Raw genomic sequence first — 13,893 nt, forward strand, 5'->3', positions numbered from 1 at the left:
TCCCTGTCAGACGATCTTCGTGGTGACCGTGCCGACGCCCTCGACCATGCCTTCCAGCAGGTCGCCCTTGACCACGGCGGCCACACCTTCGGGCGTGCCGGTCATGATCAGGTCGCCCGGGGCCAGTTCGACCAGCTCGGACAGGTTGGCGATGACTTCCGGCACCGACCAGATCAGCTTGGACAGGTCGCTCACCTGGCGAACCTTGCCGTTCACCTTCAGCTCGATCTTGCCCTTGGACGGATCGAAATTGCCGGCCGGGATCATGTCGCCCATCGGCGCGCCATGGTCGAACCCCTTGCCCATGTCCCAGGGGCGGCCAAGCTTCTTGGCTTCGCCCTGCACATCGCGCCGCGTCATGTCGAGGCCGACGCAATAGCCCCAGACATGCTTCATCGCATCGGCGACGGAGATGTTCTTGCCGCCGGTGCCGATCGCCACGACCAGCTCCATCTCGTGGTGCAGGTCCTTGGTCACGGTCGGGTAGGGCATATCCTTGCCCCCCGTCAGCGCGGCATCGGCCGGCTTGCAGAAGTAGAAGGGTGCCTCGCGGTCCGGGTCATGGCCCATCTCGCGCGCATGCTCGGCATAGTTGCGGCCGACGCAGAAGATGCGGCGGATGGGGAAGGCGCCGCCGCCGGCGACGGGCACGCTGGCCTGCGGGGGGGCGGGAATCACGTAATCGGCCATCGCGGCAATCCTTTTCGGAAGATCGCCGGGACCATAACCGCTGATGTGCGACGCGCAAGCGGCCCAAACGAAAGCGCCCGGCCAGGGGGGTGGCCGGGCGCCGCTTCCGTCCGGAAACGGGTCGGGCGAGCCGGCAGGGGATACCGGGGCTCGACCACCGGTGGTGGGGCCACCGATGGAGAAACATTAGCGCCAGAACCAAGCCCGCGCAAAGCGAATCGGGCCAAAACCACAAGCGAAAACCTATTCGGCGGCGACCGAAAGCGGCATCGCGGCCCGTTTCGCTGCGAAACCCGCACAGGCCGCACCAAATGCATGGAAGATGCGCACCGAGTGGGCATCTCGATCCCAATCATACTCCGGGTGCCACTGCACGCCGAGGGCAAACCCCTTCGCATCGGCGACGCGCACACCCTCCACCGTGCCATCCGGCGCCCAGGCTTCGGCGATCAGGCGGGGTGCCAGGCGTTTCACGCCCTGGTTGTGCAGGCTGTTCACCGGCAGGGCGACCGGGGCCTCGGTCCAGATGCCTTCCAGCACGCCGCCGGGGGCGACGCGGATCGCATGCGCCTTGCCGGTGCGGACCGCGGGGATGGGTTGGTCAGACGGCGTCGAATGATCCATCCGGCCAGGCAGGTCCTGGATGCGTTGGTCCAGGCTGCCGCCCAGGGCAACGTTCAACTCCTGCATGCCGCGGCAAATCGCCAGCAGCGGCACGCCCGCCGCGATGGCGGCGCGGATCAGCGGCAGGGTGGTGGAATCCCGGTGGTCGTCTTCCGGCGTGCCTTCGGCATGGGCCGGGCCGTCGTAATGGCGCGGGCCGACATTGGACCGGCTGCCCGTCAGCATCAGCCCGTCCAGGCGCGGCAGGATTTCGTCGACAAAGGCCTCACCCCCCGCCGGCAGCAGCACCGGCACGCCCGACACCGGACCCATGACCACCTTCACATAGTGGTCGGAAGCCGCGTGGTTGGGGGTCGCGAAGAGCCCAAAAGCCTTGACGCAACAGGAAATGCCGATCAGCGGCCGCATGCCAATATCCCGCTCCGAACCCATCCAACAGGCGTCGAACCAGCTCCACGCCCCAGATGCGCTGCAAATGCTGCGCCAGAGATAGTGTCCCGTTCCCTGATGGCGACATCAAGGCGACAATGCTGTGACAGCTGCGCCACACACGCTGGCACCGCTGCCCGCCCCACGCATGGCTTGGCCCGGACGGCGCTCAGCGGTTGGCGGTTTCACGCTCCAGGAAGCGCGGGTCGTTCATCTCGAACAGGGCAGGATCGAAGCGCACGCCGGTGCGAATCTGAGTCAACGTCACCCGCGTTTCCCGCGCCTGGGCATCCACGACCAGCCATTGGCGCAGTTCCATGGGGTTGGTGGCGAAGACCAGCGTGATGCGCCCTTCGGCCGGGCTATTGGTCCGGTTCACCGTCAGGCGGGAAAACCCGCCGGATTCCTCGACCCCCGTCAGGGTGACATCCCCCGACAGCCGGATCGGGTTGCGCAGCAGCACCGACAGCGGCGTGGAGCCGATCGGCACGATCGTCGGCTGCTTCAACTCACGATCCAGCAGCATCATCTGGCCATTGGCCGCGACCAGCAGCGTCGGCTCGGGCGCGTCGTAGTCGAAGCGCATCCGCCCCGGGCGCCAGATCATCGCGGTGCCCATCGCGGACCCGCCATTCTGCGCGATTTGCAGGAAGCGTGCCTCGAACGTCGTCATCGCGTTGAGGTAGGCTTCCACCCGCGCCACGATGTTGGCTTGCGCCCGCGCGACGAAAGGCGTTGCGCAAAGCGCGGCGACCAGGGCGCGGCGCGGCAGGCGGATTGGCGTCATGATGTGCAGCAACAGCCTCTACTTGGTTGGCGGGCGCATGGCGCCGCCGGCGCCCGGCAGTTGGCCGCCCAATTGACCCAGGGCGCCACCCAGCGCGCCAAGGTTGCCCATGTCCATCACCCGATACCCCTCCGGCGCACGGAACAGCGCCGCATCCTGCGCGCCGTAGCGGACCTCCGTCGCCTCGATCGTTTCCTGCCCGCGCGCGGTCGACCCGGTGCCGCGCAGCAGCACGCCATCGGTGGTGATGCAGCCGGTGCCGGTGCCGTTCGGGTTGGTCATGCGCCAGTTCGTGCAGGTCAGCCCCGCAACCGTCGCGGTGCCTTCGCGGGTGAACCGCGTATCGGCGCTGGGCGCCATCGGGTTGACCGGCAGGGTCGCCGGGTCGAAGGCCATCCGCATCGCCATGCGCTGCGGCTCCATCAACATCAGCGCGGATTGCCCGCGGGTATCGACGATCATCGCCCCGCCCTGGCCCGGCATGTCCATCCGCATCCGGCCTTCGGCCGCCTGCCAGGACATGCGCACATTCTGGTTGCCGGCGCGGTAGCTGACGGCGACATCGCGGGTCGGCTGCAGCGCCGGTGGGCGGTCCTGCGCCAGGGCAGGCGTGGCGGCGATCAGCAGCATGGCGAATGTGGCGGCACGCATGGCGAAATCCTCCCGGGGGAAACGGTCAAAGCCTTGGGCGGCGGTCGGCGGCCGGTCAAGCGACCGGCCGCTCACGTTCACAGGATGAAGCGCGACAGATCGGCCGAACCGGCCAGGGGCGCCACCTTCTCGCGCACCAGCGCGGCACCCACCCGCACGGAATCGCCCCGCCGGTCGGAGGCCGTGAAGGAAATCTCCTCCAACAACCGTTCCAGCACCGTCGCCAACCGCCGCGCGCCGATGTTTTCCACCCGCGCGTTGATGTCGGCGGCCAGGTCGGCCACGGCATCGATCGCGTCATCGGCGAAGTCGAGCATGACGCCCTCGGTCCCCAGCAGCGCCACGTATTGCTTGATCAGGCTGCTTTCCGGCTCCGTCAGGATGCGCCGCAGGTCATCCCGCGTCAGCGCCGCCAGCTCCACCCGGATCGGCAACCGCCCCTGCAATTCCGGCAGCAGGTCCGAAGGCTTGGCCAGGTGGAACGCGCCCGAGGCGATGAACAGGATGTGGTCCGTCTTCACCGGCCCATACTTGGTGCTGATCGTCGTGCCTTCGATCAGCGGCAGCAGGTCGCGCTGCACGCCTTCGCGCGACACGTCGCCGCCACGAAAACCGCCTTCGCTGGTGCGGGCGCAGACCTTGTCGATCTCGTCCAGGAAGACGATGCCGTTGTTCTCGGCATTGGCCACCGCCTCACGTGTCAGACGGTCCTGGTCGAGCAGCCGGTCGGCCTCGTCGCGGATCAGGGCGACGCGGGCCTCGGCCACCGTCACCTTGCGCTTCTTGGCCCGGCCGCCGAACATTTTTCCGAGCATTTCCTGCATGCCGGCCATCTGCTGCGGCGGCATGCCGGGCATGTCCATCATGCCCATGGGGGTGCCCTGGGGGTCGGAGACCTCGACCTCCACCTCCCGCGCCTCGATGCTGCCCTCGCGCAGCATTTTCCGGAATTTTTGCCGCGTGTCGCCGGCGGCGTGTTCGCCGACCAGCGCGGTCAACAGCCGTTCCTCGGCGGCGAGTTCGGCGCGGGCCTCGACCTCATGCCGCGCCGTCTCGCGCATCTGGTTGATCGAGATTTCGACCAGGTCGCGGATGATGCTGTCCACGTCGCGGCCGACGTAGCCGACCTCGGTGAACTTGGTCGCTTCCACCTTGATGAAGGGGGCATTCGCCAGGCGCGCCAGGCGGCGGGCGATTTCCGTCTTGCCGCAGCCGGTCGGGCCGATCATCAGGATGTTCTTCGGCACGACCTCCTCGCGCATGCCGGCGCCGAGTTGCTGGCGGCGCCAGCGGTTGCGCAGCGCGATGGCGACGGCGCGCTTGGCATCGCCCTGGCCGACGATATAGCGGTCCAGTTCCGACACGATCTCGCGCGGGGACAGGTTCACGGTTTCGCTCATGGTGCGTCGGCTTCCAGGGTTTCCAGGATGAAACGCCCATTGGTGTAAACACAGATATCGGCGGCGATGCGCATCGATCGTTCGGCGATCTCGGTCGCGTCCAGCCCTTCGACCGGCAGCAGCGCCCGGGCCGCGGCCAGGGCGAAATTGCCGCCCGAACCGATGCCGATGATCGCATCCTCCGGTTCCAGGACGTCGCCCTGGCCGGTGATCAGCAGGCTGCGCTTGTTGTCGGCGACGGCCAGCAGGGCTTCCAGCCGGCGCAGGTAGCGGTCGGTGCGCCAGTCCTTGGCCAGTTCGACGGCCGCCCGTTCCAACTGGTCGGGGAAGCGTTCCAGCTTCGCCTCCAGCCGTTCGAGCAGGGTGAAGGCATCGGCCGTGGCGCCGGCGAAACCGGCCAGGACGCGGCCCTGGGCGATGCGACGCACCTTTCGGGCGTTATTCTTCACGACCGTCTGGCCGATGCTGACCTGGCCATCGCCGGCCATGGTGACGCGCCCGTCCTTGCGGACGCAGAGAATGGTTGTGCCGTGCCAGCCGAGGGGGTCGGCACCTGGGGGGGATGTGTTGTGCATGATGGGTGCCCAGATGGGCGGGCGCAGGGCCGGTGGCAAGCAGCCCCCCCTTTCCGGTATGAATCGGTCACATGCTCCGCCTCACAGACCTCCGCCTCCCGCTCGACCACCCGCCCGAGGCGCTGGCCGCCGCCATCGCCGCCCGCCTGGGGGGGGCGCCGCTGTCCTGGCGCATCGCCCGCCGCGGCTATGACGCCCGTGCGCGCGGGCGGGTGGTGCTGACCTACACCATCGATGCCGAGGTGGCGGACGAAGCCGCGCACAGCCTCCCTCACACTCCGGACACCACCTACCGCCCCGTCGCAACCGCGCCCTCGGGGCTGGCCCATCGCCCCATCGTGATCGGCACCGGCCCCTGCGGGCTGTTCGCGGCGCTGATCCTGGCCGAATCCGGCTTCCGGCCGATCATCCTGGATCGCGGCAAGGCGGTACGCGAACGCACCCAGGACACCTGGGGCCTATGGCGCCGTGGCGTGCTGGACCCGGAATCCAACGTGCAGTTCGGTGAGGGCGGGGCCGGGACCTTTTCGGACGGCAAGCTCTGGTCCCAGGTGAAAGACCCAGCGCACCACGGCCGCAAGGTCCTGACCGAATTCGTCCTGGCCGGGGCGCCGGATGAGATTTTGTACGTCTCAAAACCCCATATCGGCACCTTCCGGCTGGTGCAGATGGTGGAATCCATGCGCCGCAAGATCGAGGCGCTGGGCGGCGAATACCGGTTTTCCAGCCGGGTGGATGATATCGAGGTCGTGGACGGCGCCGTGCGCGGCGTGGTGCTGCACACGGGCGAAAAGATCGCCGCCGACCACGTCGTCCTGGCCATCGGCCACAGCGCCCGCGACACGTTCGAGATGCTGCATGCGCGCGGCGTGTCGATGGAGCCAAAACCCTTTTCCATCGGGGTGCGGATCGAACACCCGCAATCCCTGATCGACCGCGCCCGCTTCGGCGCGGCGGCCGGGCACCCGATCCTGGGGGCGGCCGACTACCGCCTGGTGCACCACGCCAGCAACGGGCGGTCGGTCTATTCCTTCTGCATGTGCCCCGGCGGCACCGTGGTCGCCGCGGCCAGCGAGCCTGGCCGCCTGGTGACCAATGGCATGAGCCAGTATTCGCGCAACGAACGCAACGCGAATGCCGGCATCGTCGTCGGCATCGACCCGGCACGGGATTACCCGGACGGTCCGCTGGCCGGCATCGCCTTCCAGCGCCATTGGGAAGAAGCGGCTTTTGCGGCGGGCGGCGGCACCTGGGCGGCGCCAGCGCAGCGGGTGGAGGATTTCTTGGCGGGCCGGCCCTCCACCACGCTTGGCGATGTGGTGCCCTCCTACCGCCCCGGCGTCACCCCGACCGATTTGGCGCTGTGCCTGCCCGACTTCGCCGTGGTGGCGATGCGTGAGGCGCTGCGGGCCTTTGATGGCGAACTGGCCGGCTTCGCCATGGGCGACGCGGTGCTGACGGGGGTCGAGACCCGCACCTCCTCACCGTTGCGGATCACGCGCGGGCCGGATGGGCAATCGGTCAACACGCGCGGCCTGTATCCGGCGGGTGAGGGCGCCGGCTACGCGGGCGGCATCATGTCGGCCGGGATGGATGGCATCCGCACGGCCGAGGCGGTGGCGCGGGTGATCACAGGGCTGCCCCCAGCGCCGGGGCGTGGGCGGGAGAAGGAAGCCAGCCTGATCTACGGCTGACCCTATAGAGGCAAGGTCGCCGCGCCGGGGGAAAAGGACCTCAGGTCCGGCGTGCTGGGCGGCACCGGCGCCGGATCGACGAAGGGGCCAGGTAGCGTTGGCGCCGGGGTCGCGGCCGGAGTCGCCGCCGGGGCGGGCGCCGCCACCTCCTCCTCCGCCGTATAATCGATCACCACCCGCGCCTGGTTCCCGGCGATCACCAAGACCCGCATCCCAACCTGCAGCGCCTCGACATCCCGCTGCGTCACCGCCACCAGGTCGCCATTGCGCTTGCGGATGATGTATTCGAACCCCGTGGTGTCGCCGCTGGCGCGCTCCACCGCCGTGCCGACCAGCCCGCCGAACACGGCCCCGCCCAGCGCACCGACGGCGGCGCCCAGGCCGCCCCCCGGTGTCTGCGACCCCACCAGCCCGCCAGCCGCGGCCCCCGTGGCACCGCCTGTCGTACCATCGGCCGCGATCCGCACCGGGCGCACGCCGGCGATCACGCCCCGGTCGGCCGGGTTCGCCTGCTGCACCGCACGGGTCGCATAGGTGTCGGGGTTGTAAGTCGGCGAGCAGGCGGCAAGCACTGCAACCAGCGGTAGGAAGGGGGAAATCCGGATCATTGTGCCCACGGGCTACAGCCCCGCCCGCCGCCTGTCACGCCACACTTTGCCCTCACCCCCGTTGCGGGACTAAACCCATCACATGAGCCGAAGCCCCAATACCCCGACCGAGGCCCGCCGCGCCGCCATCGCCCGCACCACGTCGGAGACGGATATCCGCGTCTCCGTCGACCTCGACGGCACCGGCCGGGCCGAGGTCGCGACGGGGATCGGCTTCCTGGACCACATGCTCACCGCGCTGGCCAGGCATTCCCTGATCGACCTGACCGTGGCCGCCACCGGCGACCTGCATATCGACTTCCACCACACGACCGAGGATGTCGGCATCGTGATCGGCCAGGCGATCCGACAGGCCCTGGGCGACAAGCGCGGCATCCGCCGCTACGGCCAGGCGACCATCCCTATGGATGAAGCGCTGGTCGAAGCCGCGATCGACCTGTCGGGCCGCCCCTTCCTCGCCTTCGCCGCGACATTCTCGCGCGACAAGTTGGGGGAGATGGATACCGAGTTGTTCGAGGAATTTTTCCGCGCCCTCGCCTTCAACGCTGGCGCGACCCTGCACATCACCCAGCGCGCCGGCACCAACGCCCACCACATCGCCGAAGCCTGCTTCAAGGCGGTCGCCCGCGCCCTGCGCGCCGCGGTGGAACCCGATCCGCGCACGGCCGGGGCCATCCCCTCGACCAAGGGCGCGTTGGACGGCTGATGCGCATTTTTACGGCCCACGCGGGTCCGCACCGCGACCCCGAGGATTTGCTGCTGGTGCCGGAACGCGCCTCGCTGGTCGCCATGGTCGTGCCGCTGCCCTGGTTGCTCTGGCATCGCTGCTGGATGGCGGCGGCCGCCTATTGCATCGTCGCCCTGGCCATTGGCCTTCTGGCCACGCCGTCCATCGCCGTGTGGCTGGCGGCCGGCGCCCATATCCTGATCGGGCTGTCGGCGCAGGACATCCGGCGCCTGCACCTGGCCGCCGTCGGCTCACCCACCATCGCCGTGGTCGCCGGGCGTGACCGGGATGCCGCGCTGTTCCGCCTGCTGGCCGAACGCCGCGACCTGACCCGCGTGGAGCTTCGCTGATGCGCGTCGCGATCATCGACCCCGGCTCGGGCAACCTCGCCTCCGTGCTGCGCGCGCTGGAACATGCCGCGGCCGAGGCGGGCATCGACGCCACCATCCGCGTCACCACCCATGCGCCGGACCTGGACGTCGCCGACCGCATCGTCCTGCCGGGCCAGGGCGCCTTCGCCGCCTGCCGCCGCGGGCTGGACGACCTGCCCGGCATGTTCGAGGCGCTGGAGCGCGCCGCCCGTTTCGACCGCAAGCCTTTCCTGGGCATCTGCGTCGGCATGCAGTTGATGTGCGATCGCGGGCTGGAACATGGCGTGACCCAGGGCCTGAGCTGGCTGCCCGGCGACATGGCGCCGATGGACCCGCGCGCCCCCGATGGCACCCCCCTGCCGCTGCCGCAGATGGGCTGGAACGGGCTGGATTTCGCCCCGGACGCGCATCCCCTGCTGGATGGGCTGAAACCGGGCGCGCATGCCTATTTCGTGCATTCCTACGCCTGGGCCGGCGCCGACCCGGAAGACGTCCTGGCCACCACCGATTACGGCGGGCCCGTCGTCGCCATGATCGGCCGGGGCAATATCGTCGGCACCCAGTTCCACGTCGAGAAGTCGGGCCCGGTCGGCCTGCGCATCCTGACCAACTTCCTCGAATGGGCACCATGACCGACACCCATGTGCGGCATCTGCTGGTGGAACGCGCCGAATTTCTGACCGACGGCGATCTGAACGACCTGGCGGAAGCAACCGATGCCGCGATCGCCGAGGGCGGTGGTTTTGGCTGGGTGAATCCACAGGGCCGCGTCGCCCTGGCCCGGCATTTCCGCGGGCTGCTGCTGGTGCCGGAACGCGAAGTGTTCGTGGCACGGCTGGACGGCACCTGCGTCGGCTCCGCCTTGCTGGTTCGCCCGCCGCGCCACAACGAAGCCCAGGCCTGGGCCGCCACGCTGAACCACGCCTATATCGCGCCCTATGCGCGCGGCCACGGCCTGGCGCGCATGCTGGTGACGCGGGTGGAGGAACGGGCCGCCGCCCTTGGCCACCGGGTGCTGAACCTGGATGTGCGGCAAACCCAGTCCACCGCGATCGCCCTGTTCGAACACCTGGGCTACACGCGCTGGGGCACGCATCCGGCCTATGCCCGGGTGAATGGCCAGACGGTCGCCGGGCATCATTATTACAAACTGCTCGACCCCGGCCGTGGCCGCACGACGGACGCGCTGGTTCCGGGTGAACGCTGATGGGTTTTGACCTCTACCCCGCCATCGACCTCAAGGCCGGCCAGGTCGTGCGCCTGCAGCGCGGCGACATGGACCGGGCGACGATCTATGCGGAGGATCCCGCCGCCCAGGCCGCGGCCTTTCGCGCCGCCGGCTTCCACTGGCTGCATGTGGTGGACCTGGACGGCGCTTTCGCTGGCCGCCCGGCCAATGCGGCGGCGGTCCGCGCGATCCTGGCCGCCACCGACGCCCCGGTGCAGCTCGGCGGCGGCGTGCGCGACATGGCGACCCTGGAAGCCTGGCTTGAGGCCGGGGTCGCACGGGTCATCATCGGCTCGGCGGCGGTGAAGGACCCGGCTTTCGTCCGCGCCGCCTGCGCCAAGCACCCCGGGCGCGTGGCGCTGGGCATCGATGCGCGCGACGGCATGGTGGCGACCGAAGGCTGGGCCGAAACATCTGACATGACGGCGCTGGATTTGGCGCGCGCCTTCGCCGACAGCGGCGCGGCCGCGATTATCTTCACCGACATCGCGCGCGACGGGATGCTGGGCGGCGTGAATGTCGCGGCGACCGCGGCACTGGCGCGGGCCGTGCCGGTGCCGGTGATCGCCAGCGGCGGCGTGGCCGGTGCGGGCGATATCGTCGACCTGCGGGCCGCACAGGCGGGGATCGCCGGCTGCATCATCGGCCGCGCCCTCTACGATGGGCGGGTGACGGCGGCTGCGGCCCTGGCGGCGGCGGGCTAGCATTGGCGGCGGCGCCAGTGGATGGGGCTTCGCCCCCTCCACGCCACCCCCACCAGGGGCCGCCGCCCCTGGACCGGCGGAGTATTGGTAAAATAAAGAGAGGGGCATCACTGGCGTTCCAGTGGCAAAGGTCGATACATGCCCCTCTCTTTATTTTACCAAACCGCGTGGGTTCCAAGGGGCCACGGCCCCTTGGTGGGGAGAGCTTGAGAGGGGCGAAGCCCCTTTCAATGCAGCACCATCCAGCTTGATCAGAGAGGACAGCCAATGACCGATCGCGTCGCCATCATCACCGCAGGCGGAAGCGGCATGGGCGCGGGGGCCGCGCGCAGCCTCGCCCGCGACGGCCACCGCGTGGCGATCCTGTCCTCCTCGGGCAAGGCGGAGGCGCTTGCCGCCGAACTCGGCGGCATCGGCGTGACCGGATCGAACCAGTCGCCCGACGACCTCAAGCGCCTGGTGGACGCGACGCTCGACCGCTGGGGTCGCGTCGACGTGCTGGTCAACAGCGCCGGCCACGGTCCCCGCGCGCCGCTGCTCGACCTTTCCGACGACGACTGGCACCGCGGCATGGAGGTCTATTTCCTCAACGTCGTGCGCCCGACGCGACTGGTGGCGCCGGTGATGCAGGCCCAGCGGTCCGGCGTGATCATCAACATCTCGACCTTCGCCACGTTCGAGCCTGATCCCGTCTTCCCCACCTCCGGCGTGTTCCGGGCCGGGCTTGCCGCCTTCACCAAGCTCTTCGCCGACAAGTATGCGGCCGACAACGTCCGCATGAACAACGTGCTGCCCGGCTTCATCGACAGCCTGCCGGAGAAGGAGGAGTTCCGCGCCCGCATCCCCATGGGGCGCTACGGACACACGCAGGAGGTCGCGGACACGATCGCCTTCCTGGCCTCCCCCGGGGCTGGCTACATCACGGGGCAGAACATCCGCGTGGACGGCGGGATCACCAGGTCGGTCTGACGCCCGGGGCCGATCTACGCCGGGACGTGTTCCACATGCACCTCGGCGCTTCGACCGAAGTAAAGCGCCCGGCGGCCCGGGAAGGAGACGATGTACCCGGCACAGCCCGCCGCCGCGGCCCTTTGGCAAAAGCCCGCGTAGGTATAGCCGGGCACAAGCTGCTGCGCCTCCCGGATGGCGGCCTGCATCGACGCCGCGTCGAAGCCTGGGGCGATGGCGGTCCTGACCTGCTGCGTCGGCAGTTCGACGCTTTGGCCGTCGGGCAGGTAGTAGATCGCGACCGAGCGGCGGAAATCGATCAGGTAGCTTTCGAAACCGGCGCGCATCAGTGTTTCGACGATCTGCGGGAAGGTCAGGCTATTGCCCTCGGCGCCGTCCAGGCAGGTTTTGGCGACGGATTTTTGGAAATCATCCATGGGGTGTCTCCTTTGGTCAGTCCATCGGGATGGTCGTCATCCGGCTTTGCGCGACCATCCGTTTCAGCAGCCGTTCCAGCGTTTCGCGTTCCTCCGCCGACAGGTGGTCGAAGAACGCCGCATCGTTGCGGTCGGCCAGCGCGGCCAGCGCCGGGACCAGGCTGGTGCCTCGCGGCGTCAGCGCCAGCGTCTGCGCCCGGCCATCGTCGGGGCTGGCGCGCCGCAGCATCAGCGCCTTGCCGATCAGCCGGTCCGCGAGTTTCGTGATCGCGCCGCGCGTCATGCCCATGTCGTCCGCCAATCGGCTCGGCGGCATCGGCGCCTTGCCATAGAGCGCGCGCAGCATGACCCATTCGGCGACCGTCACGCCCTCGGCCGCCAGTTTTTCGGCAAAGGCGTGCGAGACGTGGTTGGACACGGTGCGCAGCCAAAAGCCGAGATGCGCGGTCAGTTCCGGCACGGGTGGGGGGGACGGCACGGCGGCTCCTTTGGTTGACTAGGAAACTACTGGCCGGAAATTTCCTAGTCAACCACTACGCACTGACACGAAAACGACACTTGACCGCGAACCCGTTCCGACGCATCGCGCCAGTCCGCGCGTCCGATCGGCGCGGCAACCGACATCCGGAGATATTCATCCGTTGCTCGCCCTGCGTGTCATTCCGTGCCTGGACGTCAAGGAGGGTCGCGTCGTCAAGGGCGTGAACTTCCTGGACCTGCGCGACGCGGGCGACCCGGTCGAACAGGCGGCGGTCTATGATGCGGAGGGCGCGGACGAGATCACCTTCCTCGACATCGGCGCGACGCACGAAAACCGCGACACGATGATGGATGTCATCGCCCGCACGGCCGCCGAGGTCTTCATCCCCATGACCGTCGGCGGCGGCGTGCGCAGTGTCGATGACGTGCGCCGGTTGCTGCTGGCGGGCGCCGACAAGGCCAGCATCAACTCCGCCGCGGTCGCCGACCCCGCCCTGGTCACCCGCTGCGCCGAAGCCTTTGGCAGCCAGGCGATCGTCGTCGCCATCGACGCGCGCCGGGTCGGGGACCATTGGGAGATCTTCACCCATGGCGGCCGCCGCGGCACCGGCATCGATGCCGTCGGCTGGGCGCGACAGATGGCCGAACGCGGCGCCGGGGAATTGCTGGTCACCAGCATGGACCGCGACGGCACGCGCCAGGGCTTCGACCTGGACCTGCTGCGCGCGCTGCGCGCCGCGGTGCGGCTGCCACTGGTCGCCAGCGGCGGCGTCGGCACGCCGGAACACTTCGTCGCCGGCGCGCTGGCCGGTGCGACGGGCTTGCTTGCCGCCAGCGTCTTTCACTACGCCGACATGCGGATCTCGGATGCCAAGGCGGCGCTCGCCGCCGCTGGCCTGCCGGTTCGCCATGCCCCGGCACGCGCCACTTCTGACTGAGCAAAGGGCCGATCCCGCATGGCCAAGACTGCCAAACCGACCAAGACGCCCAAGGTGAAGAAAAAGGCCATCGCCGCGACGAAACTTCCGATGCCGGCGTCGATTCCCGTCCAGGCGGTGGTCGTGGCCCCACCAAAGGCCGTGCTGCGTGCCGAACGCGCCGCCCTGGTGCCGCTGCGCCATGCGGTGAACGGGACCGCGGACGCCAACGCATCGATCATGGAACGACTGGAACGCACCGTCCGCGCCCGCCAGGCCACCGGCAATGTCGGCCTGTCGCATTCCGCCCGCCTGCTGTCGCGCGGTTCCGCCAAGGTTGCCCAGAAACTGGGTGAGGAAGCGGTCGAGCTGGTGATCGAGGCGACACTGGGCAACCGCCGCGCCGCCGTGCTGGAAAGTGCCGACCTGCTCTATCACCTGGTGGTGCTATGGGTGGACCAGGGCATCAAGCCGGAAGAAGTCTGGGGCGAACTGGTCCGCCGCGAAGGCATCTCCGGCATCGCCGAAAAAGCGGCGCGGCCCAAGGGCATCGTGCGGGCGGCGAAGACGACGAAACTGCCGTAGACCAGCGCCACCCCGCTGTTGTCCCGCGGTCAGGCGGC

The 13,893-nt window shown here is 69.1% G+C and carries 18 protein-coding genes; 9 read left to right on the top strand and 9 right to left on the bottom strand.

What is annotated here, in order from left to right:
- Nucleotides 1–6 precede the first annotated feature (6 nt).
- From ACQW02_RS24815 to hslV, 6 genes are all read right to left on the bottom strand, one after another.
- The gene (locus ACQW02_RS24815; protein ID WP_431282588.1) at nt 7–690 is read right to left on the bottom strand and encodes a fumarylacetoacetate hydrolase family protein; all 684 of its coding nucleotides are present in this window, start codon (nt 688–690) and stop codon (nt 7–9) included.
- A gap of 243 nt (nt 691–933) precedes the next feature.
- Entirely contained in the window at nt 934–1,722 is a 789-nt protein-coding gene (locus tag ACQW02_RS24820) for a gamma-glutamyl-gamma-aminobutyrate hydrolase family protein (RefSeq protein ID WP_431282589.1), read from the bottom strand.
- Between the two features lie 190 nt (nt 1,723–1,912).
- Nucleotides 1,913–2,530, bottom strand: a complete 618-nt coding sequence (locus ACQW02_RS24825; RefSeq protein ID WP_431282590.1) for a LolA family protein — start codon at nt 2,528–2,530, stop codon at nt 1,913–1,915.
- An 18-nt stretch (nt 2,531–2,548) separates the two neighbouring features.
- The gene (locus tag ACQW02_RS24830) at nt 2,549–3,181 is read right to left on the bottom strand and encodes a DUF4412 domain-containing protein (protein ID WP_431282591.1); all 633 of its coding nucleotides are present in this window, start codon (nt 3,179–3,181) and stop codon (nt 2,549–2,551) included.
- Nucleotides 3,182–3,258: 77 nt separating this feature from the next.
- Entirely contained in the window at nt 3,259–4,581 is a 1,323-nt protein-coding gene (gene hslU, locus ACQW02_RS24835; protein ID WP_431282592.1) for an ATP-dependent protease ATPase subunit HslU, read from the bottom strand.
- Nucleotides 4,578–5,156 carry an ATP-dependent protease subunit HslV gene (gene hslV, locus ACQW02_RS24840; RefSeq protein ID WP_431282593.1) on the bottom strand — a complete coding sequence of 193 codons (579 nt, stop codon included), beginning with the start codon at nt 5,154–5,156 and terminating at the stop codon, nt 4,578–4,580. The genes hslU and hslV overlap by 4 nt, the downstream gene beginning before the upstream one ends.
- A gap of 71 nt (nt 5,157–5,227) precedes the next feature.
- Between hslV and ACQW02_RS24845 the strand changes: the two genes are divergently transcribed.
- A complete protein-coding gene (locus tag ACQW02_RS24845; RefSeq protein WP_431282594.1) occupies nt 5,228–6,850 on the top strand; it encodes an NAD(P)/FAD-dependent oxidoreductase in 1,623 nt (540 codons plus the stop codon).
- Between the two features lie 2 nt (nt 6,851–6,852).
- On the opposite strand, the gene ACQW02_RS24850 is transcribed toward ACQW02_RS24845, so the two are convergent.
- The gene (locus ACQW02_RS24850) at nt 6,853–7,458 is read right to left on the bottom strand and encodes a glycine zipper domain-containing protein (RefSeq protein WP_431282595.1); all 606 of its coding nucleotides are present in this window, start codon (nt 7,456–7,458) and stop codon (nt 6,853–6,855) included.
- A gap of 82 nt (nt 7,459–7,540) precedes the next feature.
- On the opposite strand from ACQW02_RS24850, the gene hisB reads away from it, so the two are divergent.
- The 6 genes from hisB (at nt 7,541) to ACQW02_RS24880 (ending at nt 11,457) form a co-directional block, all read left to right on the top strand.
- Entirely contained in the window at nt 7,541–8,164 is a 624-nt protein-coding gene (hisB, locus tag ACQW02_RS24855; protein WP_431282596.1) for an imidazoleglycerol-phosphate dehydratase HisB, read from the top strand.
- Nucleotides 8,164–8,535 (top strand): DUF2628 domain-containing protein, encoded by a 372-nt coding sequence (locus ACQW02_RS24860; RefSeq protein WP_431282597.1) that lies wholly within the window; start codon nt 8,164–8,166, stop codon nt 8,533–8,535. Before hisB ends, ACQW02_RS24860 begins: the two co-directional genes overlap by 1 nt.
- A complete protein-coding gene (gene hisH, locus ACQW02_RS24865) occupies nt 8,535–9,188 on the top strand; it encodes an imidazole glycerol phosphate synthase subunit HisH (protein WP_431282598.1) in 654 nt (217 codons plus the stop codon). Before ACQW02_RS24860 ends, hisH begins: the two co-directional genes overlap by 1 nt.
- Nucleotides 9,185–9,763 (top strand): GNAT family N-acetyltransferase, encoded by a 579-nt coding sequence (locus ACQW02_RS24870; protein ID WP_431282599.1) that lies wholly within the window; start codon nt 9,185–9,187, stop codon nt 9,761–9,763. Before hisH ends, ACQW02_RS24870 begins: the two co-directional genes overlap by 4 nt.
- A complete protein-coding gene (gene hisA, locus ACQW02_RS24875; RefSeq protein WP_431282600.1) occupies nt 9,763–10,488 on the top strand; it encodes a 1-(5-phosphoribosyl)-5-[(5-phosphoribosylamino)methylideneamino]imidazole-4-carboxamide isomerase in 726 nt (241 codons plus the stop codon). Before ACQW02_RS24870 ends, hisA begins: the two co-directional genes overlap by 1 nt.
- A gap of 267 nt (nt 10,489–10,755) precedes the next feature.
- Nucleotides 10,756–11,457, top strand: a complete 702-nt coding sequence (locus ACQW02_RS24880) for an SDR family oxidoreductase (protein ID WP_431282601.1) — start codon at nt 10,756–10,758, stop codon at nt 11,455–11,457.
- 14 nt (nt 11,458–11,471) lie between these two features.
- Here ACQW02_RS24880 and ACQW02_RS24885 read toward each other — a convergent pair whose 3' ends face one another.
- Both ACQW02_RS24885 and ACQW02_RS24890 read right to left on the bottom strand, forming a co-directional pair.
- Complete coding sequence (locus tag ACQW02_RS24885) at nt 11,472–11,873, bottom strand: DUF1398 domain-containing protein (protein ID WP_431282602.1); 402 nt, start codon at nt 11,871–11,873, stop codon at nt 11,472–11,474.
- A gap of 16 nt (nt 11,874–11,889) precedes the next feature.
- A complete protein-coding gene (locus tag ACQW02_RS24890; protein ID WP_431282603.1) occupies nt 11,890–12,351 on the bottom strand; it encodes a MarR family winged helix-turn-helix transcriptional regulator in 462 nt (153 codons plus the stop codon).
- 163 nt (nt 12,352–12,514) lie between these two features.
- Between ACQW02_RS24890 and hisF the strand changes: the two genes are divergently transcribed.
- A complete protein-coding gene (gene hisF / locus ACQW02_RS24895) occupies nt 12,515–13,291 on the top strand; it encodes an imidazole glycerol phosphate synthase subunit HisF (RefSeq protein WP_431282604.1) in 777 nt (258 codons plus the stop codon).
- A gap of 18 nt (nt 13,292–13,309) precedes the next feature.
- On the top strand, nt 13,310–13,855 hold the full coding sequence (locus ACQW02_RS24900; RefSeq protein WP_431282605.1) for a phosphoribosyl-ATP diphosphatase: 546 nt from the start codon (nt 13,310–13,312) through the stop codon (nt 13,853–13,855).
- Nucleotides 13,856–13,893 lie beyond the last annotated feature (38 nt).

Source organism: Humitalea sp. 24SJ18S-53, assembly GCF_050632385.1.
Taxonomy (GTDB): Bacteria; Pseudomonadota; Alphaproteobacteria; order Acetobacterales; family Acetobacteraceae; genus Humitalea.